This window comes from Mesorhizobium sp. M1D.F.Ca.ET.231.01.1.1, assembly GCF_003999155.2.
Lineage (GTDB): Bacteria > Pseudomonadota > Alphaproteobacteria > Rhizobiales > Rhizobiaceae > Mesorhizobium.
Window position 1 is genome coordinate 828,813 of record NZ_RZOZ02000001.1, and the last position, 24,060, is coordinate 852,872.

Sequence of the window (24,060 nt, forward strand, 5' to 3'; positions counted from 1 at the left end):
GTCATAGCGCTTGTATTCGCCAAAATACTTCGTGATCGCCGCCGTCAGCGACGTCTTGCCATGATCGACGTGCCCGATCGTGCCAATGTTCACATGCGGCTTGGTGCGCTCGAATTTACCTTTTGCCATAGTCTCTTTCCTTGGGCGGCCTTGACCTTCAGTTCAGTCGAATGCGGGGCGATTAGCGACAACGGCCGAAAAACACAAGTGCCTTGTGGCTGAGCCTTCTTTTGCTCGACCCGAACCAACGATCCGATTTCAGGGATATAGCGCGGATATAGGATCGCGACAGGCGAATTCAAATGGTCGCGGCTTGACGCCTCGGCTGCCTCATCGACAGCTTCGCGCGGATAGACGCCCGATCGGCCGGAACTGGCCCATTGCCGCCGCGACACGCCTCTGATTTCTTCGGCGAATGCAGTTCATTCCGGCAAATATCCGCGGCCCGCTGTTCATGATCGTCTCGACGGGATCCTACCTCGTCAACGACACGATGATGAAGCTCGCGACCGCGGGGCTGCCGCCTTATGAGGTGCTGCTGTTGCGCGGCGCGGCCGCCACGCTCTGGGGCATGCCGCTGCTTTTCATGCTGGGCTACGGCAAGAAGCTCCCGCTGCTTTTCGAGCGCAAGGTGCTGCGCCGGAACCTTTGCGAGCTGGCCGCTATCCTTTGCTACGTCGTGGCCTTGGCCAACATGCAGATCGCCGATTCGACGGCGCTCGGGCAGATCACGCCGCTTATCGTGCTGGTCGGATCCTCGATCCTGTTCGGCGAAAAGATCGGCGCCGCGCGCATGGCGCTGATCGGCCTCGGCTTTGCCGGCGCCGTCATGGTCGCGCAGCCGACGATGCAAGGCATTTCCGCCTATGCCTTGCTGGCGCTTGGCAACGCGGCCCTGGCCGCGGCGCGCGATCTCGCCGGGCGCAAGGTGGACGCCGAGGTGCCCGGGATGATCGTGGCCATCTCCGCGGTCGTGGTCGTGCTGGCCGGCTCAGGCGTCGCGCATCTCGTTTCCGAGCAGTGGGTGGTGCCGGAAGGCCGCCATCTGTTGCTGATCGCCGGCGCCGGCCTGTTCCTGATCTTCGGCCATTTCTTCATCTTCATGGCCTATCGCGTCGGACCGACGAGCGCGGTGGCGCCGTTCTACTACTGCTTCACCGTCTGGGCGGTGATCTCCGGCCTGCTGGTGTTCGGCCAATTCCCGAACGCGCTCGCCGTCTGCGGCATCCTGCTGGTCATCGGCAGCGGCCTGGCGATCGTGTCGCTCGACGAAAGGCGGCGGCGCCTGGCGGTCGTCGCCTGAGGCTGCCGGATCGCGCCGATCCGATGCCAATATCGCCATCGCGATCGCACGCCGCGACCGGCCCAACTGGCGCCTGCGCGGCGGAAGCGGCTGCGGGTTTCGTCTATGCTGCTACAGCGTGCGCTTGCCGGAGAACTGGTGGTAGGGCCCAGAGCACGACGACCGAGCCGACGACGGCGACGATCAGGCTCCAGATGTTGAGGCCGGTGACGCCCGATGCGCCGAAGGCGCTGAAGATCACCCCGCCGACGATGGCGCCGACAATGCCGAGCACGATATCCATGATCATGCCCTGGCCGGACTTATTGACGATCTTGCTGCCGATGAAGCCGGCGACGACGCCGAGAATGATCCAGCTGATGATGCCCATTTTTCCCTCCAATCCCCGCCGTGCCAATCATTTTCATATGATTGTCAAAAGCTCAAGACAGCTTGAAATTCCCCCCGGTTGGGCCATTCTGGCGCCGGGCGGACTTGGTTGATAGGAGATCCATGATGGGCCTTTTTGACAACGCCGTTCCCGGCGGCAACATCACCAAACCCCTGATGATCGCGCTCGGCGCGCTGCTCGTCGGCAAGATGCTGAGCGGCGGGAGCGAGGAACAGCCGGCCGAACCGCAAGCTCCGGCCCCGACCCCGGCCGATACCGGAACCTCCCCTGACGGCGGCCTGCTCGGCGGACTGGGCGGGCTGCTCGACAAGCTGAAAGACGCGGGGCACGGCAACGTTGCCGATTCCTGGGTCGGCACCGGTCAGAACCAGCCGATCAATGCCAACGACCTCGGCTCAGCGATCGGGCCGCAGGTCATCCGCGAAATTGCGCAGCGCACGGGTTTGAACGAACAGGAGCTGCTGCAGCAACTGTCGGCGGCACTGCCCGGCATCGTCGACAAGCTGACGCCGAACGGCCAGATCCCGCAGAACCATCAGGTCGCCTCGGCCTTCAACAGCTAGGCGGCAGGACCAAACAGGATGCGCTGCGCGCCGCGGCGCGCGGCGTTTTCGTGCGACTGGCGATGCGGATGGAAATCTGGAGCGGGTAGCGGGAATCGAACCCGCATATTCAGCTTGGAAGGCTGCTGCTCTACCACTGAGCTATACCCGCTTGCGATCGCATCGGAAAACAGCGGCACACTTCCGGTGCTTTTTCGTTTCAGGGCTTCCGGGCCGGCAGTGGTGGAGAGGGTTGGATTCGAACCAACGTAGGCTAAGCCAACGGATTTACAGTCCGTCCCCTTTAACCACTCGGGCACCTCTCCAGTCTGCCGCCGGAGCCATGCAACGAGGCGTTCACGCCGATCCGGAGCCCGAGTAAGGATCTTCTCCGAAATCAGCGATGCGCCTTATGGCGGCAAGGTCGGTGGGTGTCAACCGGCGCGGCCAGGGTTTTTCGAGGATGTTCGGCATTCATTGCCGCAAGCCATATCCTTAGCCGGACGGGACGGCTATAGAGGCCGGCATGAGCGACAACAAAAGCGACAAGCCCGGCACGCGCAAGGACACCCACTACGCCAAGCTGAGGCGCGCGCATCGCGACCAGAAGGCGGGCGGCGCACCCGCTTTCCGGCCGCGCCAGCCGGTGCCGCCGGGCGAAGGACCCGCCGACGGACTGGTGAGGCTCTACGGGCTGCACACGGTGCGGGCGGCGCTCGACAATCCGCGGCGCAAGATCAAAAAAATGCTGGTGACGCGCAATGCGACCGAACGGCTGGCGATTGGCGATCTTGCCGCCCTGCCCTTCAAGGCCGAGCTGGTCGAGCCGAAGGATATCGACAGGATCACCGGATCGGACGCCGTGCATCAGGGCGTGCTGATCGAGGCCGAACCATTGAAGCCGAAACGCCTCGACGCACTCGGCGACACGAAGCTGGTGCTGGTGCTCGACCAGGTGACCGATCCGCACAATGTCGGCGCCATCCTGCGTTCGGCGGTTGCCTTCGGCGCCGGCGCGCTGATCACCACGGCCCGCCACAGCCCGCAGGAATCGGGCGTGCTGGCGAAATCCGCCTCCGGCGCGCTTGAGCATATCGACCAGATCGAGGTGAAGAACCTGGCTGACGCGCTGGGACAGCTGCATGAAGCCGGCTTCCAGACCATCGGCCTCGATTCGGACGGGCCAGCCGAGCTTGAGAACACATTCGCTGGCGACAAGATCGCCCTGGTGCTTGGGGCCGAGGGCAAAGGGCTGCGCCAGAAGACGCGCGAGACGGTGACAACGCTTGCCCGGCTCGACATGCCCGGCGCGATCCGCTCGCTCAACGTGTCGAATGCGGCGGCGGTCAGTCTTTATGCGGCCAGGAAATTTTTGGAGAAAGTGAATGGTGAATAGTCAATGGTGAATGGCCGGGGTGAATGGCCGGGGCGCCATCCCATTCACCATTTACCATTCACTATTCACCCACTTCATGCCCCGCCATCCGCTCCAGCGCCCTCACCAGCGCCGAGTGATCCTCCTTCGCCCCGCCATTGGCCGCACAGGAATTGAACAGTTGCTGGGTGGTCGAGGTGTTGGGCAACGCAACACCGAGCGCCTTCGCGCCTTCGAGCGCCAGGTTGAGGTCCTTCTGGTGCAGTTCGATGCGGAAGCCGGGCGCGAACGTGCGCTTGATCATGCGCTCGCCATGGACTTCGAGGATGCGCGAGGCGGCGAGCCCGCCCATCAGCGCCTGCCTGACCTTCGCCGGATCGGCGCCGGCCTTTGACGCAAAGACCAGGGCTTCGCCGACCGCCTCGATCGTGAGCGCAACGACGATCTGGTTGGCGACCTTGGTCGTCTGTCCGACGCCGTTCGGGCCGACGAGCGTGATGTTCTTGCCCATCTTCTCGAACACCGGCCTTGCGCGCTCGAAGGCTTGTTCCTCGCCGCCGACCATGATCGTCAGCGACGCCGCCTTGGCGCCGACCTCGCCGCCCGACACCGGGGCGTCGAGATAGTCACAGCCGAGATCGTTGATCTTCTTCGCGAATTCCTTGGTGGCGATAGGTGAGATCGAGCTCATGTCGATGACGAGCTTGCCCTTGGTCAGGGCCGAACCAACGCCGCTCTCGCCGAACAGCACGTCGGCAACCTGCGGCGTGTCGGGCACCATGGTGATGATGATATCGGCGGCCCTGGCCACCGCGTCATGGCCGGTGACGGTCTTCAGCCCTTTGGCGACGAGGTCGGCCGGCGGCTTCGAGCGGTGGTCGCTGGCGACGACCGGGTAGCCGGCGTCGAGCAGATGCCCCGCCATCGGCGCGCCCATGATGCCCAGCCCGATGAAGCCGATGGTTTCCATTGTGGTTCTCCGTCAAATTTACCGAGGTCGCTTTCCTTCGCGTCCCCCTCTGGCCTGCCGGCCATCTCCCCCACAGGTGGGGAGATCGGCAGTTTCGGCGCCGGCTCTTAAGCCGCCGCACTCCCCTGCCCGGCGAATTGCCCGAACCAACCGAGTCCCGCATCCGTGCCGGCCTTCGGCTTGTATTCGGCGCCGATCCAGCCGGAATAGCCGAGACGGTCGATGTGCTCGTAGAGGAAGGGGTAGTTGATCTCGCCCGTCCCCGGCTCGTGACGGCCGGGATTGTCCGCAAGCTGGATATGCGCGATGCGGCCGAGGTTTGCCTCGATGGTACGGGCGAGATCCCCCTCCATGATCTGCATGTGATAGATGTCGTATTGCAGGAACAGGTTCTTCGAACCGATGCGGTCCATCAGCGCCAGCGCCTGGTCGGTGTAGTTCAGGAAGAAGCCCGGAATATCGCGGGTGTTGATCGGCTCGATCAGCAGCCTGATGCCGGCCTGCTCCAGCTTCTCGGCCGCGAAGGCAAGGTTTTCGGCAAAGACGTTTTCCAGCACGGCGCGATCGGCGCCTTGCGGCGCGATGCCGGCAAGGCAGTTGATCTGCTCGCAGCCCAGCGCATGCGCATAGGTGATCGCCTTGGCGACGCCCTGGCGGAATTCCGGCACCCGGTCAGGCAGCGCGGCAATGCCGCGCTCGCCCTTTGCCCAGTCGCCCGCCGGCAGGTTGAAAAGCACCTGGGTCAGGCCGTTTTTCTTCAGGCGCGCGGCAACGACGTCCGGCGCATGGTCGTAGGGCCCGATATATTCGACGCCCTTGAAGCCGGCGCGGGCGGCGGCATCGAAGCGGTCGAGAAAATCATGCTCGCCGAAGAGCATCGAAAGATTGGCTGAAAAACGCGGCATTCTTTTTCTCCTTCGTTCGGCCTGCCCTTGGCGTGTTGAGATACAGGTCAGGCAGAGCCGAAAACGGTGACTTCTCAGAACCGGAGCGGAGCATACTTTCTGTACGTGAGCACCGGAAGCGCAGGAAGGCGCCGTTTGCAGGCCTGCCTCACCTGAATATCAGCACGCCTAGTCCAACATCATGATGGCCGTCGGCGCATCCTCGTTGCGTTCGGCAAGCTCCTCGAATTCGGTGATCTTGTCGATTTCCGTGCCCATGGAAATGTTGGTGACGCGCTCGAGGATGAATTCGAGAACCACCGGAACCTGATGCTCCTTCATCAGCCGCTGCGCCTCCTTGAAGGCGCCGGCGAACTCTTCCGGCTTCCTCACCCTGACCGCCTTGCAGCCCATCGCCTCGGCGACCGCGACATGGTCGACGCCGTAGCCGGCGTCGGGATCGTCTGCACGGTTGACGTTCTCGAAGGCGAGGCTCACCTCGTAATCCATCGAGAAACCGCGCTGCGCCTGGCGGATCAGGCCGAGATAGGCGTTGTTCACCACGACATGGATGTAGGGCAGCTTGTGCTGCGCGCCGACGGCCAGTTCCTCGATCATGAACTGGAAGTCGTAATCGCCGGAGAGCGCGACGATGTCCCGGTCCGGATCGGCGACCCGCACGCCAAGCGCGGCCGGCAGCGTCCAGCCGAGCGGGCCGGCCTGGCCGCAATTGATCCAGTTGCGCGGCTTGTAGACATGCAGGAACTGCGCGCCGGCGATCTGCGACAGGCCGATCGTGGTGACATAGGTGGTGTCGCGGGCGAAAGCCTTGTTCATCTCCTCATAGACGCGCTGCGGCTTCAGCGGCACCTGTTCGAAATGCGTCTTGCGCTTCATCGTCTTCTTGCGGCCCTGGCATTCCTTGGCCCAGCCCGACCAGTCGCGCAGCTTGCCGGCCGTCCGCCACTCGGTGGCGACATCGAGCAAAATCTTCAGCGCCGCACCGGCATCCGAGACGATGCCGAGATCCGGCGCGAAGACGCGGCCGATCTGGGTGGGTTCGATGTCGACATGGATGAATTTCTTGCCCTTGGTGTAGACGTCGACCGAGCCGGTGTGGCGGTTGGCCCAGCGGTTGCCGATGCCGAAGACGAAGTCGGCTTCCAGCAACGTCGCATTGCCATAGCGGTGCGAGGTCTGCAGGCCGCACATGCCGGCCATCAGCCGATGGTCGTCGGGGATAGAGCCCCAGCCCATCAGCGTCGGGATGACCGGCACGCCGGTGACCTCGGCGAACTCGATCAGCAGGTCCGACGCGTCGGCATTGATGATGCCGCCGCCGGCGACGATCAGCGGCTTTTCCGCCTGATTGAGCATCGTCAGCGCCTTCTCGGCCTGGGCGCGCGTCATCGCCGGCTTGAAGGGGGCGAGCGGCTCGTAGGCGTCGATGTCGAATTCGATCTCGGCCATCTGCACATCGACCGGCAGGTCAATGAGGACCGGACCCGGCCGCGACGAGCGCATCAGGTGGAACGCCTTCTGCAGCGCCATCGGCACCAGGTAAGGCTCCATGACGGTGACGGCCCATTTGGCGACAGGCGCGGCGATCGCGGCGATGTCGACGGCCTGGAAATCCTCCTTGTTGAGGCGCGCGCGGGGAGCTTGGCCCGTTATGCACAAGATCGGAATGGAGTCCGCCGAGGCCGAATAGAGGCCGGTGATCATGTCGGTGCCGGCAGGACCGGAGGTGCCGATGCAGAGCCCGATATTTCCGGCCTTGGCCCGCGTATAGCCTTCGGCCATGTGCGAGGCGCCCTCGACATGGCGCGCAAGCACGTGGCGGATGGTGCCGCGCGCCTTCAGCGCTGAATAGAGCGGGTTGATCGCCGCGCCCGGCACGCCGAAGGCATTGGTGATGCCTTCCTTTTCGAGAACAAGAACCGCAGCGTCGACAGCGCGCATCCTGGCCATGTCAAGCCTCCACTTCGTTTTCGTTGGTTGGCTTGAGAATGCCAGCGAGCTTCCGATTTTTCAACTTTTTCAGAATATTTTTTCATTTCTAGAAAATGGCACTTATTCATTGATTTTGCGGCGCTTTCCGTTTTCCAGAAAGCGTCACAGGAAAGCAGTGAAAAACTTTTTCATTGCGTCACGCAGGAAATCGGCCAGAATATGCGCGTGGAACCCACGGAAAAGCGCCAGCGCGGGCGGCCGCGCGCCTTCAACGGCCCGTCGGAGGCGGCCTCGGTGCAGTCGCTCGACCGGGCGCTGCGCATCCTGGCGATCGTCGCGGAAGCCAGCGGCCTGTCGCTAAGCGAGATCGCGGCCCGCAGCGGCATCGCCGCCTCCACCGCCTATCGCATGCTGACGACGCTGGACAACCACGGCATGGTCGAATTCGATACGACCGACCAGCTTTGGTCGATCGGCGTCGAGACCTACCGCATGGGCGCGGCCTTCCTGCGTCGCAGAAAACTGGTCGACCGCGCCCGCATCGTCATGCAGGAACTGATGGAGAAGACCGGCGAGACCGCCAATCTGGGCGTCGCCGAGGACGATTGCGTGGTCTTCGTCAGCCAGGTCGAGACGCATCAGGCGATCCGCGCCTTCTTCCGGCCGGGCACGCGCAGTACTTTCCATGCTTCGGGCATTGGCAAGGCGGTGCTGGCGCATCTCGAGCCGGAACGCGTCGCCGCCATCCTGCGCAAGGCCGGCCTGCAGCGCTACACCGACAGGACGCTGTCCGACATTTCGGCGCTCGCCCATGATCTCGCGACCATCAAGCATCGCGGCTGGTCGGTCGACGACGAGGAACGCCATCCCGGAATGCGCTGCGTGGCCGCAGCCATCTTCAACGAGTTCGGCGAGCCGATCGGCGGCGTTTCGGTCTCCGGCCCGACGGTGCGGGTGACGCCGGAGCGTTTGGCCGAGATCGGCCCGCTGGTGCGCGAGGCCGCGGCCGAGGTGACCAAGATGATTGGCGGCGTGGTGGCAGGCTGATCAGGAGGCGCCCGGCAGGGCGCTTTTGGTCGCAATGTCGAAGAAATCGAGCAAGATCGCCAGCCCGACACCGCTGGCCGTGAAAACGAGCCCGCTGATGAAGATGCGGTTGGCACGCGCATAGACCGGGCGCTGCAGCGATTTCGTGTCGAGCAGCATGGCCAGCGCCCGCATCTGCAGGGCGATGCCGGCCAGGATCGGTAGAACCGCGATCAGGTGATAGGTCTGCCAGGGGATCGGGTTGGCGGCCCAATGGGTGATGAAGCCCAGCGAGAAAGCCAGCAGGATGCCGACAGTGGTGACCGTGCCGTTGCGAAAAACCGGCTCGATCAGGTCATCCTTCGGATCGTGATTGTCCAAGGCTCCCTCCCCTGATTGCCCATCGGGCACCAGACTAAACGTTCCCAAAATCACTGTACACCAGAGGCTGCATGGGGCCTGAGCGTCTTGCCGCGGCGTTCGAATGCATGCGAAAGGGCCTGGATGCGGAAAACGGTTCTACTCTTACTCGCCGCTTCACTTTGCGGATGCGTGGCGGCGACACCCAAACCGGATGCCGGCAGCCAGCGTGTCGATCCCGTACCGATCTCGCTCGCGCTCGAGGAGATCATCACCGCCGGGGTCCGCCAGCACTTGAAGGATCCTGTCTCCGCCAAGTTCGGGACGATGCTTGCCGGTGAGCGGACGCTGAACGGCCGCAGGGAGATCGTGGCGTGCGGCCATGTCGACGCCAGCCGTTCGTCTGGCGGCTCCGGCGAACCTTTCATTGCCAAGATCTACCCGGATGCCGGAAACAGCTTCGAGTTCGTCGCGATGGGCGATGAAGCGCCGAATGCCGGGCTTGCCGTTGCCGCCGCCTGCCGCGCCGCCGGATTGGCGATCGAGACATGATCCAACTCTTCGTTGAAGCACGATCTTCTCCGAAAACCGGTTCCCGCCTTTTGCTTTTGCTGACCTTCGGGCCAGTATCATGCTCCAGCGCTGAACGAAAAAGGGGGCCGCGAAGGCCCCTCTTCCGATTGCTGGGACGGTCGCCCTGTTCTTAGATCAGGATGGCGTCGTTGAATCGCCATCCTGATCTAACTCTTTGTTGGAGCATGATCTTCTCCGAAAACCGGTCCCCACTTTTCAGGATCATGCTCTAGAGGCGGCAGTAGTGCGGATAGCCGTCGTAGCCGATATAGGTGTCCGAGCCCGGATCGTAGCTGTCGTAGCGGGCGAGGCAGCGGCGGACATGCCAGGAACCGCCATCTTCCTCGACATAGACGGTGCGCGGCGGCTGCTGGGCGAGCAGGCTGCCCAGGACGAACCCGCCGACGCCGGCGGCGATGCCGATGCCGAGTTCGCGGCGGTGATGATGGCCGTGGGCGGCCGAGGGCTGAACGGTGCCGGCCAGAGTGCCGGCGGCGACGGCGGTGGCGATAAGGGTCGAAACGAGCGTGCGCTTGAACATGATGATCTCCTTGGTTTCGTGACCGAGGCGATCCATCCGCCTCTTGATCATCTGTCGCGGCGACCGGGAAAAAGGTTCGAGGCGTTTTTTTGAGATTTTTCGAGAGGCCGAAGAAATGGCCTCTTTCAGCTAGGCGCGTCCAACTCGACGCAGGCGGTCATGGATCGAACGAAAAAGGCGGCCATGCGGCCGCCCTTCAAGGCAAAAGGTCTTCTCGTCAAAGGAAGATGGTCACCTTGCCGTGTGGCGAAGCGGCGAAAGGTCCGATCGATCTGGGTGAATGGTGAATGGCCCAAAGGGATCCGTCCATTCACTATTCACCACTCACCATTCACTCCCTCAACCCATCCCCGTGATGTGCCTCAGCCAGAAAGCCAGCGCGATGAAGCCGATGATGGCGGTGACGCCGGTCCAGTCGATGTTGGCTTTCTTCAAATCGCTGACGGCCTTCACCAGGAGAAGCCAGGTCACGACGATGAGCGGCAGGATGATGACGAATCTGATCATGCGGCACCCCGTATGGTGCAATTGCACCTGACAGAGATGTAGGAAGCGTCGCGCGGCTTTTCAGCATGTACAGACTGGTGCCCCCGGCAGGGATCGAACCCGCGACCTTCGGTTTACAAAACCGCTGCTCTACCAGCTGAGCTACAAGGGCACGGCGCTCCGGTAGCACATCTGATGCGCCAGTAAAGACAAAAACTCTGTTTTGGGTTGCTAATGGACCCCGCGGCTTGGCCGGCAGAGTTGCGAACCTCGGGGCGTCATCCCGATCGCTCGTTCGACGCTAATGTCCCGCGCGACAAACCATTCAGCCGTAGATTGCGCTACGCCTCGAATATGCGGCATCGGCGGCCGCTCACGAAGGAAGTTCATCCCGCCATTTGATAGCCTCCATCTCGACGCGGACCGCGTCCGGAACGTCGATGACCTGATGGACGTCGAATTGGAACGCCGGGAAGGTCGAACACATTTTGTGGACTATCAGCGCGTCTTCTACCTCGAGCAGCATGCTTCCGCCCCATTCGCCCACGCGCACCACGAAGGCATGCACCTTGACTTCGCTGGGTATTTCCCAGTGCTGGAAGATTTTCAGGATGCGCTTTTGGACGTTCTCGTATTCGATCGCCGACCCCTGTGGCCGCTCATTCCAATTGACCAGGTATTTCATAATCTCCTCCGTCTCGGGTGATCGCGAAACCCAAAGCGGCATTGTAGCCCCCGAGGCGGACTTTCGATCATCCCCTCGTCTGCTCCAATAGAGGTAGGCATCACGCCATGAAGGTGGGAGCACTGCCTGCAAGGCCCGTTGCCACTATATTTCGGGCAGATGCCATTCTCCGGCAGGATGCCGCCATGTCGCGCACACTGATCGTCGTTGGTCTCAGCATAGTTGCCGTAGGCCTGCTGTGGCCCTGGGTGACCCGGATCGGCCTTGGCAGGCTGCCAGGCGATATCGTGATCGAGTGTGAGAACTTCAGACTCTATGTTCCCATCACCACGGGAATACTGATCGGCGTCGCGCTCTCAGCCATCCTATGGCTGATCAACCGTTAGGGAATGCTCCGACCCCGGCCTCGTTCGTCTCACACCCCGATCGCCGCCACCAGCACCCGGTTCTGCCGCGTTATCGCCGCGCGCAGCTCCGGTATCATCGCCTCGTCTCGCTTCACGAACTCGATGAACATCATGTTCATGTTATTGAAAATGAGCTCACCAACCGCCGGTCCGTCGATATCGGCGCGCACCAGGCCGATCTCCTGCAGGCGGAGACGCTGCTTGCCATGCGCGACATCGACGTGTCGGTCGTGCATGGCGGCCATTTCCCGAGCTTCGGCAAGGTGCGCTACCGCCAGCTCATCGACGAGTATCTGGCGCAGAAGCGCAAGGCCGGCTGCCATCTGCAGCCGAGCCGCTGAGGCGACCGGATCGGCTTAAAGCGCCCTTTGCGGACAAGGCGTTCCGGCGGCATCGCCGCAGCGGGAGATCGTGGGCTGCGGCCGCTGGCTCATCTCTTCCGAATGACGCACCAATTCGGCGAACATGAGGGCGAAACTTCCCATCATCAGGAAGACTATGATCAGACGCGTCACCGGCAATAGACAGGTCTCTCGACTGGCTAGCCCCCGCCACCCATCCACTGCCGGCTAACATGATCGATCCGGCTTTACGAGTGCTTAAGCTTCGTCTTAACCATTGCAGCCATCACATTCGTTGCATGGCTGTCACGATGCGCGAGCGCCGTTCCTTGGCCGCTTGGTACGGCACGCCGCCCTTTGCAGATGCGGGCGGCGCATGCTACGCCGTCGCCGGCGCGACCCGACAGGCGGTAGCGGTCGCCGTTCGGGACCCATGAGCAAAGAAGCCAGCCGTTTCGCCTTCGTCTCTTCCGACACCGACGACGCCCGCGCGGCGCTGGAGACGTTGTCGGCGCGCTACGGGCAAATACCTGTTGCCGAGGCGGAGATCGTCATTGCGCTCGGCGGCGACGGATTCCTGCTGCAGACGCTGCGCGACACGATGAGCACGGGCAAGAAGGTCTACGGGATGAACCGTGGCACCATCGGCTTCCTGATGAACGAATATCGCGCCGGCGGCCTCGAGGAGCGCATCTCGAGAGCGGTATCCGAGACGATCCGCCCGCTGGAGATGCAGGCGGTGACCCATGAGGGCGAAACGGTCTCGGCGCTCGCGATCAATGAAGTGGCGCTTTGGCGCCAGTCCTATCAGACGGCCAAAATCCGCATTACCGTCGACGAGCAGGTGCGGCTGGAGGAGCTGAACTGCGACGGCGTGATGATCGCGACGCCGGCCGGTTCGACCGCCTACAATCTGTCGGCGCACGGGCCGATCCTGCCGCTGGACGCGCCGCTTCTGGCGCTGACGCCGGTGAGCCCCTTCCGGCCCCGGCGCTGGCGTGGCGCGCTGCTGTCCAACAAAGCGACCGTGCGCTTCGACATATTGGAGTCGGAAAAGCGTCCGGTGAACGCCGCCGCCGATCACACCGAGGTCAAGGCGATTGCCTCGGTCACGGTGCGGGAATCGCCGACGGCGACGGCGACGCTGCTGTTCGACCCCAATCATTCATGGAACGAGCGTATTCTTGCCGAGCAATTCCGCTATTGAGCCGGCGCAAGGAGAATGACACCGATTAAGCGTCCCGATTAAGGTTAGTCTTCACAATTGCCGGATTTCCGGCCATTTGTGTTGACAAATCGCGGACTTGCGCCTAACTGCAACCGCGATCTCGCAGGCGCCCGGCGCTTGCCGCAACGTATGTTGCGATTTTTTCCCGAACCAGCCAAAGACAGCCATCACTTGTCCGCAGACACCCAGACCGCTCAAGAAGCGTTGACGTTCACAGACCTCGGCCTCTCGCCGAAGGTCCTCTCCGCAGTCACCGATGCCGGTTATGCCAAGCCGACTCCGATCCAGGCCGGCGCAATCCCGCATGCGCTGCTTGGCAAGGATGTGCTGGGCATTGCCCAGACAGGCACCGGCAAGACCGCCTCCTTCGTGCTGCCGATGCTGACCCGGCTGGAAAAGGGGCGTGCGCGTGCCCGCATGCCGCGCACGCTGATCCTCGAGCCGACGCGCGAATTGGCGGCGCAGGTCGAGGAGAACTTCATCAAATACGGCAAGAACCACAAGCTCAACATCGCGCTGCTGATCGGCGGCGTCTCCTTCGAGGAGCAGGACAAGAAGCTGGAGCGCGGCGCCGATGTGCTGATCGCCACGCCCGGCCGACTGCTCGACCACCGCGAGCGCGGCAAGCTCTTGCTCAACGGCGTCGAGATCCTCGTCATCGACGAGGCCGACCGCATGCTCGACATGGGTTTCATCCCCGATATCGAGCGCATCTGCGAGATGATCCCGTTCACGCGCCAGACGCTGTTCTTCTCGGCGACCATGCCGCCGGAAATCACCAAGCTCACCGAAAAATTCCTGCACGCGCCGGTGCGTGTCGAGGTGTCGAAGGCCGCCTCCACCGCAACCAGCATCACGCAGCGCCTGGTGAAATCAGGCTCCAAGCCATGGGAGAAGCGCGAGACGCTGCGCAACCTGATGAAGGCCGAGAGCGATGGGCTGAAGAACGCCATCATCTTCTGCAACCGCAAGGTCGAAGTGTCCGAGCTTTTCCGCTCGTTGCTGAAGCATGATTTCGATGCCGGCGCCCTGCATGGCGACATGGACCAGCGCGCCCGCATGCAGATGCTCGCCAATTTTCGCGACGGCAAGCTGCGCTACCTCGTCGCCTCGGACGTCGCCGCGCGCGGCCTCGACATTCCGGACGTCAGCCATGTCTTCAACTACGACGTGCCGATCCATGCAGAGGACTATGTCCACCGTATCGGCCGCACCGGCCGGGCCGGCCGCTCCGGCAAATCCTTCACCATCGCGACGCGCTCCGACACCAAATATGTCGACGCTATCGAAAAGCTGATCGGCGCCAAGATCGAATGGCATGACGGCGACCTGTCGACCGTCACCGAGAGCGAAGGCGAGGATGCGCCCCGCCGCGGCCGCGGCGCGCCGCGCCGCGCCGGCCGCAAGGACGAGGACCGCAAGGGCCGGGGCGAGCGCAGGAGAGGCGCGGACCGCCAGGCCAGGCATGGCGAGGACGAGACGCCGGAGACGCCACGCGAGGAGCAGCCGGTCGCCGAGGTCGCCGACATCGCCGAGCGCCGCGCCCGCAAGGACGCGATCCGCTCCGAGAACGACCGCAAGGGTTCCGCCAACCGCAACGAGCAGCGCGGCGATGCCCGTCCTCAGCGCGACCACAACCGCCCTGCCCGCCATCGCCGCGAAGAGGACGATGCCACGGTCGGCTTCGGCGACGACGTGCCGGCCTTCATGCGGATCGTCGCCAAGGTCTGACCTTCATACAACGTCGGCAGAAACGAAGACGGCCCCAAATGGGGCCGTTTTTTTGCTATCGCTTCGCTTGAAGGATTTAGCCAAGCACTTTTCCCGGATTGTGCCGCTGCCGCTTACATCGGTCCCGGCATCATCTTGGTCGGTTTCTCCAGCATCGGGAACTCGGCCTTGTTGCATTTCACCTTCGGGTTCGTCGGACTGAACATGCCGTTCGGATTGTCGCTGAACAGCCAGGCGTGAAGGTCGTAGTGCACGAATTCCTTCGGGATCAGCGGATAGTGCCCCTCCATCGGCCCCATGAATTTCTGGCCAAATAGCGTAGGGACTTCCTTGACGTCCGGCGTCAGCGGCACCAGCCATTCCACCCCGACCAGTTTCAGGCCTTTCTTGGTCGGCTCGTAAATAAGGACGTTGGGTTTCATCGGGTCGAGTTTCTTGCCGATACTTGGGACGTTGACGAAATGGACGCCCATGGCGCCCTTCGGATAATCCATCGTGCCCGGTATCTTCTCGCCACTGTAGTAGACGCAGCCTTCGGTCGACAGATAGAGGTCCCGCAAAGCGGCCGTGTAATCCTCATATTTGGCAAGCGATTTCTTCAGAGCCTCGATGTCGGCCTTGTTGGCGTCCTCGGCCTGAGCGGTGGCGCCGCCAAGCCACGCACCCAAAAGACCGGTCAAAACGAGGGCGCCGCAGCGCCTAAGGCGAGCCATTCTTGTCATGCATTCCTCCCAGATTTCTAATCTGGCCGTGCAAGACCGAGGCGGAAAAAATGTTGATTGCGCGGCCGGTTACCGCCTCATCCCCTCTGGAACAGCTTCGATGCTAGTCCTTTCCAGGACTCCGGGAAAGTATCAATTAGAGCAAGCTAATGGCCTAAGACTTTTGACCTAAATTGGGATCGCGCAAACAAAAACGGCCCCGCACGGGGCCGTTTTGCTTAGCTGCGAGTGGTATTCTCTCAGGTGAGCGGCGAAAGCTGGATCTCGACGCGCCGGTTCTGGGCGCGGCCCTGAGTAGTCGCGTTGGACCCGATCGGGCGCGTCTTGCCGAAGCCGGTGACGGCGAAGCGGCGGGAATCGACGCCCTGGCCGGACAGGTAGTTGGCGACGGCCAGCGCGCGGCGCTGCGAAAGGTCGAAATTGTGCTCGTCGCCGCCGGTCGAGTCGGTGTGGCCGAAGACGTCGACCGTGGTCTGGCGGAACTTGTTCAACACCAGCGCCACCGAGTTCAGCACCGGGTAGAAGCCCGGCTTCACCGCGTCCTGGTCGACGTTGAAGGTGATGTCGGACGGCATGTTGAGGATGATCTGGTCGCCGCTGCGGGTGACGCTGACGCCGGTGCCCTGCAGCTGACGGCGCAGCTCGGCCTCGTTCTGGTCCATCGTCGCGCCGATCGCGCCGCCGGCAAGCGCGCCGATGCCTGCGCCGATCAGCGCGTTGCGGCGGTCATTGCCGCCGGCCAGCAGACCAAGGCTGGCACCCGCCAAAGCACCAAGGCCGGCGCCGGCCGCGGTGTTGGAGATCTTCTGGTCGCCGGTATACGGATCGGTGGTGGTGCAGGCGCTCACGAGCACAGCCGTCGCCACGACGACGAGCACGGTTTTCTTCATAAGGTGGTCCCTCTCCAATTCACGGCCTGTGCCGTGCCAAATCAGCCCTTCCGGACGCCTTGTAGCATGAAATGCGGCGAAAAGCGGAACAGGAAAGCGGCCGAGAATGCTTTACCGGCGATCCATCAACGCGCCTTTGCGCCAAGCAATCGTTCCGCCTACCAAAGGTTCTTGCCGTCGATGACCACGACCTCAACCTTGTCGAGATCGAAATCGTCGAACAGGCGGGAATTGACGCTGATCTTCGGGTTATCGAAGTCGGGCTTGCCGGTCGACCAATCCGGCGTTTCGGTGAAGGTGCCGCAGCCGCATGTGGCGCAGAACCCGTGTTTGACGGTTTTTGAGCCCCATTGGTAGAACGAGATGTTCTCAGGTGGGCTGGTGAGCTTGAATTGCGAGGGAACGTAGTATGCCCAAAGCGAGCCACGCTTCGAGCAGAAGGAGCATGTGCATCGCGTCACCGTCTGTGGCGCTTCGGCGACCTCGAATGTGGTCGCCTTGCAGTGGCAGCTTCCCTTGATCGCCATGACTGTCCTCCATTGTCCGCCGCCCCTCCCCGAATACGCTGGCGGCAAGGCAACATAAAGATGCAGTCCTGACAACTGCCGTCAGTGGCTCTTCATCCATTGCTGACTCTGCTAGGGACTTTTCACGTCGTCCTAGCCTAGTAGGAGCGCGGCGGCACGAACAAGCAGATCGTCTTGCCTGCGTCGAGACCAGCCTGGTGCGCGCACCAATGGAATTCACCGTCGGGGCTGTCCTTCACACGCTTGTCTGTCATGGGAACAACCTCCCCGGTTCCGGCAATCACATACCCTTCCGGTTTCTCAAGGACTTCACCGGTATGGGCCGTACGGCAATCATAGTTGGCGCAGCAGGCAAACGGGTAGCTCCAGCCTTGCGGCAGCGCCGCCGTGGGTTTGGCGTCGTGTGCGAAGGCGGGCGCGGTCAGCACCATCACCGCTCCAGCAGCGAACAGGGAAAACAGGAGTCGGCCGGCCGGGCGAACGGCTCGGGCCGATCTTGACTTGGCAGCAGACATCGAAGCGTTCCTTTCGAGCATCAAGCGTTTTTTCGCTTGCCCGTTCCCGGAACGTGTCTTCCCAGTTGGCCGGATCGTCAGTCGCAGATACGCCGCGTCCGGACATAAATGCTTCTATCCCCCAACCCGAATGCTGGGCTGATTCCTTGGCTGGCGCAAGAAATCTGACGCTTCGGCGGTGCCTCGCCTCGCGCCAGCCTTTGCCATCCAGAATCGTGCGCCGGCTCGCTTAACGCGCGGTTAGCGGCACGAGCCCGGTGCCGGACAACGGGATTCGGCTCAAGCTGGTTCCAGCCGTTCAGCCGGAAACATGCCCATCATACTGCGGCAGGTCGTCGGTGATTGTGAACCATTTCGCCTTCGAGCCGACGAAGATGTGGGCGGTCGGGCGGATGCTCGGCGCGTCGACCAGCGTGCCCATCGCGACATGGACATAGGCGCCCTCGCGCACCAGCGAATAGAGCAGCGAGCCGCACTGCCCGTAATGCGCGTCGTGAGCGTTGGCGTCGCCGTAGATCAGCAATCCGTCGTCACCGGCGGAGAGACGAAACTTGTCGCGCTCGATGCCGGCGAAAGGCTTGAAGGCGGAGCCGGTAGTGCGCCGGCAGTTTGAGCAATGGCAATTGGCCGCGTAGACGAATTCATCGGCCACCTCGTAGCGGACCTGGCCGCAGAAGCATTTTCCGGCGAGCTTATGAGGGCCTGCCCGTTCTGGATTTGCCAAGGTCTCTCTCCCAGTCAGCCGCCACCCGCAAGAAGGTCTTAGTCGAGGTCAGCCACCGCCTCGCCGGCGCCGCCCTCGATGCGATGCGACAGCGAAGCCTCCATGAACTCGTCGAGGTCGCCGTCCAGCACGCTTGACGGGCTGGTGTTTTCGACGCCGGTGCGCAGATCCTTCACCAACTGATAGGGCTGCAGCACGTAAGAACGGATCTGGTGGCCCCAGCCGATGTCGCTCTTCGACGCCTCGGTGGCGTTTGCCACCGCCTCGCGCTTCTTCAACTCTTCCTCGTAGAGCCGGGAGCGCAGCATCTCCCAGGCCTTGGCCCGGTTCTTGTGCTGCGAGCGTTCGGCCTGACAGGCAACCGCGATGCCGGTCGCGAGATGGGTGATGCGGACCGCCGAGTCTGTCGTGTTGACGTGCTGGCCGCCCGAGCCGGACGAACGATATGTGTCGATGCGCACGTCGGATTCGGAAACGTTGATCTCGATCGTGTCGTCGATGACGGGATAGACCCAGACGCTGGCGAAGGAGGTGTGGCGGCGCGCATTGCTGTCATAGGGCGAGATGCGCACCAGGCGGTGGACGCCGGATTCCGTCTTCAGCCAGCCATAAGCGTTGTGGCCCTTGATGAGCACGGTGGCCGACTTGATGCCGGCCTCTTCGCCTTCGTGGACTTCCAGCACCTCGACCTTGAAGCGGCGCCGCTCGGCCCAGCGCGTGTACATGCGCAGAAGCATCGAGGCCCAGTCCTGGCTCTCGGTACCGCCGGCGCCGGCATGGATTTCGAGATAGGTGTCGTTGGCGTCGGCTTCGCCTGAGAGCAGGGTCTCGACCTGGCGGGCCTTGGCCTCGCCTTGCATCGAACGCAGCGCCGCTTCGGCTTCGGCGATGACGCCGTCGTCGCCCTCTTCCTCGCCAAGCTCGATCAGGCCGATATTGTCCTCGAGTGCCTGGGTCAGCCCTTTGACCGCCGCGATGCCCTCATCGAGGCTCTGGCGCTCCCGCATCAGCTTCTGCGCTTCCGCGGGGTCGTTCCAGAGGCTGGAGTCCTCGGCGCGCGAGTTCAGGTATTCAAGCCGCTTGATGGCCTGATCCCAGTCAAAGATGCCTCCTCAGCAGGGTTATCGCCTGCCTGATCTCGTCGACAATGTTGAGCGTTTCCGCGCGCATGGGCCTTCGTTCTGTCCTGTTCTTCTCGGTCTTTTCGGAATAGGCGCGATACATAGGCACGGCACCGCCGCCTGTAAAGCGAAATGGCCGGCGCTAGCCGCCGGCCTATTTCCGAAGTCCTGGGAAACGTCAGTAGAGGCCGCCGCCGCCGTCCTGGATGGCCTGATTGGCCTGCGGCGACAGCGTGCCGCCGGCACCGTTGGAGCCGTCCGCGCCCATGCCGATGACCCAATAGCTGTCGGCCGGGCCGGTGCCGGGCTTGAATGCCTCGATGATGGTATTGGGATCGCCCTCGGCCGCGCGCATACCGGTCTTGCGGTTGATGGCGATCAGTTTCATGCCTTCCGGAACCTGGAAGTCGACATTGGGCGTGCCGTCGAGCGCGACGCGCATGAAGTCCTTGAAGATCGGCGCCGCGAGGCCGCCGCCCGTGGCGCCCTTGCCGAGGCCGCGTGGCGTGTCGTAGCCCATGTAGAGACCGACGACGAGGTTCGGCGTGAACCCGATGAACCAGGCGTCCTTCTCGTCATTGGTCGTGCCGGTCTTGCCGGCGATGTGGCGGCCGAGCTCGGCGATGGTGGCGCCGGTGCCGCGCTGCACCACGCCCTCCATCATCGAGGTGATCTGGTAGGCGGTCATCGGATCGAGCACCTGCTCGGAATTGTCGACCAGTTCCGGCTCGGCCTGGTTCTTCCATTCGCTGGCGTTGCAGCCCTCGCAGCCGCGCTCGTCCTGCTTGAACACGGTCTTGCCGTAGCGATCCTGGATGCGGTCGATCAGCGACGGTTTGATCGATTTGCCGCCATTGGCCATGATCGAATAGGCCGACACCATGCGCATCACCGTCGTCTCGCCCGAGCCCAGGGCCATCGGCAGGTACGGCGCAAGATGATCGTAGACGCCGAAGCGTTCGGCATATTCCACGACAAGCTTCATGCCCATGTCGTTGGCGAGCCGCACCGTCATCAGATTGCGCGACTTCTCGATGCCCGAGCGCAACGTAGCCGGGCCGGCGACCGTGCCGTCATAGTTCTTCGGCGTCCAGGTGGTGTTGCCGCTCTGGATGGTGATCGGGCCGTCCATGATCACGGACGCCGGCGTGTAGCCGTTGTCGAGCGCCGCCGAATAGACGATCGGCTTGAAGGAGGAGCCGGGCTGGCGCATCGCCTGCGTGGCGCGGTTGAACTCCGACTGGGCGTAGGAGAAGCCGCCGACCATGGCCAGCACGCGGCCGGTATGCGGGTCCATGGCAACGAGGCCGCCTTCGACCTCGGGCGCTTGGCGAAGGCTGTAAGCATTATCGGAGCCATCGTTCTTCTGCACGAAGATGACGTCGCCGGGCTCAAGCACTTCAGCCGGAGATTTCGCCCGCACGGACTTGCCGTTGACGAAATGGCGCATGGCGAAGCCCATGTCGTCCTTGCTGACGGTTCCCTCGACGCGGTCCTTGACGAGGTCGCCGGAGACCTGGCGCGACGGCTGAATGCCGATCGTAAGGCCATCGGCGGTACTGTCGAGCACGACGGCCAGCGTCCACTCCGGCACGTCCTCCAGCCCCTTGACGGCACCGAGAGGGACGCCCCAGTCGCCGGAAATGTCGATATGGGTCACCGGTCCGCGATAGCCACGCAGCATGTCGTATTTCAGCAGCCCGTTCTGCATCGCCTTGCGGGCGATCAGCTGGATCTGCGGATCGAGCGTCGTGCGCACCGACAGGCCGCCCTCATAGAGCGCGTTCTCGCCGTAACGGGCAATGATCTGGCGGCGCACCTCCTCGGTGAAAAACTCGCCCGCGAACAGATAGGAGCCGTTGCGGCGCGGTTTCACGCCGAGCGGCTCGGCCTTGGCCTTGTCGCCTTCCTCGCGCGTGACGTAGCCGTTCTCGACCATCTGGTCGATGACCCAGTTGCGGCGCTCGAGCGCCCGGTCGGCGTGCTTGAACGGATGATAATTGTTGGGGCCCTTGGGCAGCGAAGCGAGGTAAGCGGCTTCGGCGACGGTGAGTTCGTTGACCGATTTGTCGAAATAGGTGAGCGCGGCGCCGGCGACGCCATAGGCGCCGAAGCCGAAGAAGATCTCGTTGAGATAGAGCTCGAGGATGCGGTCCTTCGAATAGGCCTGCTCGATGCGGAAGGCCAGGATCATCTCTTTGATCTTGCGCTCATAGGTCTGGTCGGAGGTGAGCAGGAAGTTCTTCGCAACCTGCTGCGTGATCGTCGAGGCGCCGACCTGGCGCCTGCCGGAGCCGAAATTCTGCAGATTGACGATGATGGCGCGGCCAAGGCCAGTGATATCGACGCCGGGGTGGTTGTAGAAGTTCTTGTCCTCGGCCGACATGAAGGCGGCCTTGACGCGGTCCGGGATTGCCTGGATCGGCAGATACAGGCGCCGCTCGCGGGCGTACTCGGCCATCAGCGACCCATCCGAGGCATGGATGCGCGTCGTCACCGGCGGCTCATATTTGGCCAGAACTTCGTAGTCGGGCAGGTCCTTCGTCAGGTGGCTGATGTAGATGGCAAGGCCTGCAGCGACCAGCAGCGCCAGCGTGGTGCCGATGCCGAAGAAATAGCCGATGAGACGAATCATGCCCGCTCCAGTCCGAGGTTCGGGATTTTCCTAAACGAAGCCGACAGTCGCGCAAGCTTCACGGGGCGGTCCCAATCCGCAATGGAAAACCCATGTCGCGACCATGTGGACAAAATACGGCAGCGCGAAATTTCAGGGCTCGGTCCGTTAAATAATAACGCCACGTGTTGTCGTCGTGCAACGCCGCTTGTGGTTGCAGCATGGCTCATTGGTTGTGGGCGAGCGCAGTCCCTTCAGCCGCCAGCCCTGGCTCCGGCTTTCGCCGCGGCAAACAAGGCGACGGCATTGGTGATGCTCTGGGCCGCCTTGCCGCGCCAGTCGGCGCTGAGCAGCTGCGCCTCGTCCTTGTTGTTGGAGAGGTAGCCAAGCTCGACCAGCACGGAGGGAACGTCAGGCGCCTTCAGCACCTTGAAACCCGCCGAGCGCTGCGGGTTGTTGATCAGGCCGACGCTGGTCGACAGTTCGCCGACCAGCGTGTGGGCAAAGCTCATTGAAAAGCCGTGGGTCTCGCGGCGGATCAGGTCGATCAGGATGTCGGTGACCTCCTTGTTGTCGTCCTCGATCTTCATGCCGGCGAACTGGTCGGACAGGTTTTCGCGATCGGCGAGCGCCTGGGCCTCGGGATCGGAGGCCTTGTCCGAGAGCGTGTAGACGGTGGCGCCGCGGAGGCCCTTGACGGCGATCGTATCGGCATGGATGGAGATCAAAAGATCGGCTTCGTGCTGGCGGGCGATACGCACGCGCTCGTCGAGCGGCAGGTACACATCGCCCTCCCGCGTCATAAACACATCATATTTGCCGACCGCGGCCAGCTTGTCGCGCAATTCGGTGGCAAAGGCGAGCGTGACGTTCTTCTCGACCGTGCCGCCGGCGCTCTCCGCGCCGCCGTCGACACCGCCGTGGCCGGGGTCGACGACGACTGTGAAGCGGTGTCCAGGCGCCGAGACCGGCCCGGTGCCAACGCGGCCGCCCTTGTCGGTGGAAACGGTCGAGCCGGTCGTCAGAGACTGGTTGGCAAGCGCCTCGTCGAATTCCCGTTCGGACGCGGCCGACATGTCGATGGCGATGCGATACCCGCTTCCGTCTTCATTCTTCAGCACGTCGAGCTTGTCGACGGCAAAGGGCCCCTTGCCGGTGAGGATCAGCCGCGAGCCCTTGCCCTGATCGCCGTAGCGGACGGCACGCACCAGCCCGCGCGGCTTTGCGTCCTTGGCGCTGAGGGCGAATCGCGTGCGCGGCAGGTCGACCACAAGGCGGTTGGGACCGCGCAGCAGGAACCACTTCACGTCCGGCTCGCGGTCGAAGGTCACGACAATCCGCATCTTGGTGGCGTCGCCGGCCATCTTGTAGCCGGTCGCGCCAAGCAGTCCGTCGGCCCGCGAGGCGGCGGTCGCGCCAAGCAGGACCGCCAGCAGCAGAAGGGCCCTTGCCATCAACTGGAGATGCCCGGCGGCGCCACGCCACTTGTCTGCGGTGCCTGCCAGTCCCATCTCTACCCCAGTCGCTCCCGGTTTGGCGCCTTGCGCCGACCTTGTTTCGTAGAAGGGCCTGTCTGGCAGCCAACTCGATTAACGATTGGTATCCAGAGAAGGTTAACCAAGCCTTTTCATACGGTGGGTGGAGCGCAATCTTCCCCAACGGAAGCGCTTTTTGCCGGCATCCGAAATCGGGGTTGCCTTCCACCCCGCCAAATCATAAAAGCGACATTGGATCACTGCAATCCTGGAACCGCCCGCCCCTGCAGTTTCCCGCCAGGGGTAAGATGTGAAGGCGCTTCCGGGTTTCAGGCGATCGCGACGATTTTCGCAGGCGTGCTCCCGTGGCGGGGGAATCGCTTGCGCGATGAAAACGGCCGGGATGTCCCGCGCCGGCTCTGTGTGAGCAAACAAGCTGGTCCGGCCAAGCCCGGGCTTTGGTTCAAAAGGTTCTGCTGGGTGCCGATGGCTTCAAGCGCAATCATGGAAAGGTCCGCATCGAACCGCGCCATTGTGGCTGCGGGCGGCACCGCCATCGCGTTGAAGCAGCGGCCGGCGGACATTCAATTATCCGGCATCCACACAAATCCAGGCACACAGCGGCGGGGTCTGCCCTGCCAGCTGCGGCTGATGGCTGCCGGGAGGAAACGAAATA

General features: G+C 63.0%; 26 protein-coding genes, 3 tRNA genes and 2 pseudogenes. 9 read left to right on the forward strand and 22 right to left on the reverse strand.

Translation table 11 applies throughout. The features are described 5' to 3' along the window. Window positions 1–129, reverse strand: a 129-nt coding sequence (locus EN874_RS04160) for a GTP-binding protein (protein ID WP_245513479.1), incomplete at its 3' end; no start/stop codon positions are given. Window positions 130–415: 286 nt separating this feature from the next. On the opposite strand from EN874_RS04160, the gene EN874_RS04165 reads away from it, so the two are divergent. Next, the gene (locus EN874_RS04165; protein WP_127424148.1) at window positions 416–1,303 is read left to right on the forward strand and encodes a DMT family transporter; all 888 of its coding nucleotides are present in this window, start codon (window positions 416–418) and stop codon (window positions 1,301–1,303) included. Between the two features lie 111 nt (window positions 1,304–1,414). Here the strand turns inward: EN874_RS04165 and EN874_RS04170 are convergent. Beyond that, a pseudogene (locus EN874_RS04170) lies at window positions 1,415–1,673 on the reverse strand (GlsB/YeaQ/YmgE family stress response membrane protein). A gap of 125 nt (window positions 1,674–1,798) precedes the next feature. Between EN874_RS04170 and EN874_RS04175 the strand changes: the two are divergent. Further along, the gene (locus EN874_RS04175; RefSeq protein ID WP_127424149.1) at window positions 1,799–2,257 is read left to right on the forward strand and encodes a YidB family protein; all 459 of its coding nucleotides are present in this window, start codon (window positions 1,799–1,801) and stop codon (window positions 2,255–2,257) included. Between the two features lie 77 nt (window positions 2,258–2,334). On the opposite strand, the gene EN874_RS04180 is transcribed toward EN874_RS04175, so the two are convergent. Further along, a tRNA-Gly gene (locus EN874_RS04180) sits at window positions 2,335–2,408 on the reverse strand. 69 nt (window positions 2,409–2,477) lie between these two features. Continuing rightward, a tRNA-Tyr gene (locus EN874_RS04185) sits at window positions 2,478–2,562 on the reverse strand. A 200-nt stretch (window positions 2,563–2,762) separates the two neighbouring features. On the opposite strand from EN874_RS04185, the gene EN874_RS04190 reads away from it, so the two are divergent. Continuing rightward, window positions 2,763–3,632, forward strand: coding sequence for an RNA methyltransferase (locus EN874_RS04190; RefSeq protein WP_127424150.1), 870 nt, complete (start codon window positions 2,763–2,765; stop codon window positions 3,630–3,632). 61 nt (window positions 3,633–3,693) lie between these two features. Here the strand turns inward: EN874_RS04190 and EN874_RS04195 are convergent, their stop codons facing one another. The 3 genes from EN874_RS04195 to gcl all read right to left on the reverse strand — a co-directional run bounded on the left by EN874_RS04195 (window position 3,694) and on the right by gcl (window position 7,436). Then, entirely contained in the window at window positions 3,694–4,581 is an 888-nt protein-coding gene (locus EN874_RS04195) for a 2-hydroxy-3-oxopropionate reductase (protein ID WP_127424151.1), read from the reverse strand. Between the two features lie 107 nt (window positions 4,582–4,688). Continuing rightward, on the reverse strand, window positions 4,689–5,486 hold the full coding sequence (otnI, locus tag EN874_RS04200; protein ID WP_127424152.1) for a 2-oxo-tetronate isomerase: 798 nt from the start codon (window positions 5,484–5,486) through the stop codon (window positions 4,689–4,691). Window positions 5,487–5,654: 168 nt separating this feature from the next. Continuing rightward, a complete protein-coding gene (gene gcl / locus EN874_RS04205) occupies window positions 5,655–7,436 on the reverse strand; it encodes a glyoxylate carboligase (protein WP_127424153.1) in 1,782 nt (593 codons plus the stop codon). A gap of 207 nt (window positions 7,437–7,643) precedes the next feature. On the opposite strand from gcl, the gene bhcR reads away from it, so the two are divergent. Further along, complete coding sequence (gene bhcR, locus EN874_RS04210; protein ID WP_127424154.1) at window positions 7,644–8,465, forward strand: HTH-type transcriptional regulator BhcR; 822 nt, start codon at window positions 7,644–7,646, stop codon at window positions 8,463–8,465. Here the strand turns inward: bhcR and EN874_RS04215 are convergent, their stop codons facing one another. After that, complete coding sequence (locus EN874_RS04215; RefSeq protein ID WP_126084140.1) at window positions 8,466–8,825, reverse strand: hypothetical protein; 360 nt, start codon at window positions 8,823–8,825, stop codon at window positions 8,466–8,468. Between the two features lie 171 nt (window positions 8,826–8,996). Here EN874_RS04215 and EN874_RS04220 point away from each other — a divergent pair, with 171 nt between their 5' ends. Then, window positions 8,997–9,356: a hypothetical protein gene (locus EN874_RS04220; protein ID WP_245513447.1), complete on the forward strand. Its 360-nt coding sequence runs from the start codon at window positions 8,997–8,999 to the stop codon at window positions 9,354–9,356. A gap of 250 nt (window positions 9,357–9,606) precedes the next feature. Here the strand turns inward: EN874_RS04220 and EN874_RS04225 are convergent, their stop codons facing one another. From EN874_RS04225 to EN874_RS04240, 4 genes are all read right to left on the reverse strand, one after another. Continuing rightward, window positions 9,607–9,918 (reverse strand): BA14K family protein, encoded by a 312-nt coding sequence (locus EN874_RS04225; RefSeq protein ID WP_127424156.1) that lies wholly within the window; start codon window positions 9,916–9,918, stop codon window positions 9,607–9,609. A 339-nt stretch (window positions 9,919–10,257) separates the two neighbouring features. Beyond that, window positions 10,258–10,425, reverse strand: a complete 168-nt coding sequence (locus EN874_RS04230; RefSeq protein WP_127424157.1) for a hypothetical protein — start codon at window positions 10,423–10,425, stop codon at window positions 10,258–10,260. Window positions 10,426–10,500: 75 nt separating this feature from the next. Further along, window positions 10,501–10,576, reverse strand: a tRNA-Thr gene (locus EN874_RS04235). Between the two features lie 201 nt (window positions 10,577–10,777). Next, the gene (locus EN874_RS04240) at window positions 10,778–11,089 is read right to left on the reverse strand and encodes a DUF3303 family protein (RefSeq protein WP_127424158.1); all 312 of its coding nucleotides are present in this window, start codon (window positions 11,087–11,089) and stop codon (window positions 10,778–10,780) included. A gap of 185 nt (window positions 11,090–11,274) precedes the next feature. On the opposite strand from EN874_RS04240, the gene EN874_RS04245 reads away from it, so the two are divergent. Beyond that, on the forward strand, window positions 11,275–11,475 hold the full coding sequence (locus tag EN874_RS04245; RefSeq protein ID WP_127424159.1) for a DUF2905 domain-containing protein: 201 nt from the start codon (window positions 11,275–11,277) through the stop codon (window positions 11,473–11,475). A gap of 29 nt (window positions 11,476–11,504) precedes the next feature. Here EN874_RS04245 and EN874_RS04250 read toward each other — a convergent pair whose 3' ends face one another. Then, window positions 11,505–11,666 carry a hypothetical protein gene (locus EN874_RS04250; protein WP_245513488.1) on the reverse strand — a complete coding sequence of 54 codons (162 nt, stop codon included), beginning with the start codon at window positions 11,664–11,666 and terminating at the stop codon, window positions 11,505–11,507. A 24-nt stretch (window positions 11,667–11,690) separates the two neighbouring features. Between EN874_RS04250 and EN874_RS04255 the strand changes: the two are divergent. The 3 genes and pseudogenes from EN874_RS04255 to EN874_RS04265 all read left to right on the forward strand — a co-directional run. Continuing rightward, a pseudogene (locus tag EN874_RS04255) lies at window positions 11,691–11,837 on the forward strand (MBL fold metallo-hydrolase); the annotation flags it as partial. Between the two features lie 433 nt (window positions 11,838–12,270). Next, the gene (locus EN874_RS04260) at window positions 12,271–13,044 is read left to right on the forward strand and encodes an NAD kinase (protein ID WP_127424160.1); all 774 of its coding nucleotides are present in this window, start codon (window positions 12,271–12,273) and stop codon (window positions 13,042–13,044) included. 192 nt (window positions 13,045–13,236) lie between these two features. Next, a complete protein-coding gene (locus EN874_RS04265; protein ID WP_168247352.1) occupies window positions 13,237–14,796 on the forward strand; it encodes a DEAD/DEAH box helicase in 1,560 nt (519 codons plus the stop codon). Between the two features lie 113 nt (window positions 14,797–14,909). Here the strand turns inward: EN874_RS04265 and EN874_RS04270 are convergent, their stop codons facing one another. The 9 genes from EN874_RS04270 to EN874_RS04310 form a co-directional block, all read right to left on the reverse strand. After that, window positions 14,910–15,518, reverse strand: a complete 609-nt coding sequence (locus tag EN874_RS04270; RefSeq protein ID WP_126084153.1) for a hypothetical protein — start codon at window positions 15,516–15,518, stop codon at window positions 14,910–14,912. A 239-nt stretch (window positions 15,519–15,757) separates the two neighbouring features. Then, window positions 15,758–16,408 carry an OmpA family protein gene (locus EN874_RS04275; protein WP_127424162.1) on the reverse strand — a complete coding sequence of 217 codons (651 nt, stop codon included), beginning with the start codon at window positions 16,406–16,408 and terminating at the stop codon, window positions 15,758–15,760. A 158-nt stretch (window positions 16,409–16,566) separates the two neighbouring features. Continuing rightward, window positions 16,567–16,935: a GFA family protein gene (locus EN874_RS04280; protein ID WP_127424163.1), complete on the reverse strand. Its 369-nt coding sequence runs from the start codon at window positions 16,933–16,935 to the stop codon at window positions 16,567–16,569. Between the two features lie 137 nt (window positions 16,936–17,072). After that, the gene (locus EN874_RS04285) at window positions 17,073–17,450 is read right to left on the reverse strand and encodes a hypothetical protein (RefSeq protein ID WP_127424164.1); all 378 of its coding nucleotides are present in this window, start codon (window positions 17,448–17,450) and stop codon (window positions 17,073–17,075) included. Between the two features lie 298 nt (window positions 17,451–17,748). Next, on the reverse strand, window positions 17,749–18,174 hold the full coding sequence (locus EN874_RS04290) for a GFA family protein (RefSeq protein WP_127424165.1): 426 nt from the start codon (window positions 18,172–18,174) through the stop codon (window positions 17,749–17,751). A 38-nt stretch (window positions 18,175–18,212) separates the two neighbouring features. Next, a protein-coding gene (gene prfB, locus EN874_RS04295; RefSeq protein ID WP_126084158.1) for a peptide chain release factor 2 occupies window positions 18,213–19,344 on the reverse strand; the annotation gives its coding sequence in 2 pieces (ribosomal slippage) (window positions 18,213–19,277 and window positions 19,279–19,344; 1,131 coding nt in all). Window positions 19,345–19,473: 129 nt separating this feature from the next. After that, complete coding sequence (locus tag EN874_RS04300; protein WP_127424166.1) at window positions 19,474–21,930, reverse strand: penicillin-binding protein 1A; 2,457 nt, start codon at window positions 21,928–21,930, stop codon at window positions 19,474–19,476. Window positions 21,931–22,163: 233 nt separating this feature from the next. Then, window positions 22,164–23,363, reverse strand: coding sequence for an N-acetylmuramoyl-L-alanine amidase (locus EN874_RS04305; protein ID WP_245513448.1), 1,200 nt, complete (start codon window positions 23,361–23,363; stop codon window positions 22,164–22,166). 350 nt (window positions 23,364–23,713) lie between these two features. Continuing rightward, on the reverse strand, window positions 23,714–23,968 hold the full coding sequence (locus EN874_RS04310) for a hypothetical protein (RefSeq protein WP_127424168.1): 255 nt from the start codon (window positions 23,966–23,968) through the stop codon (window positions 23,714–23,716). Window positions 23,969–24,060: the final 92 nt, after the last annotated feature.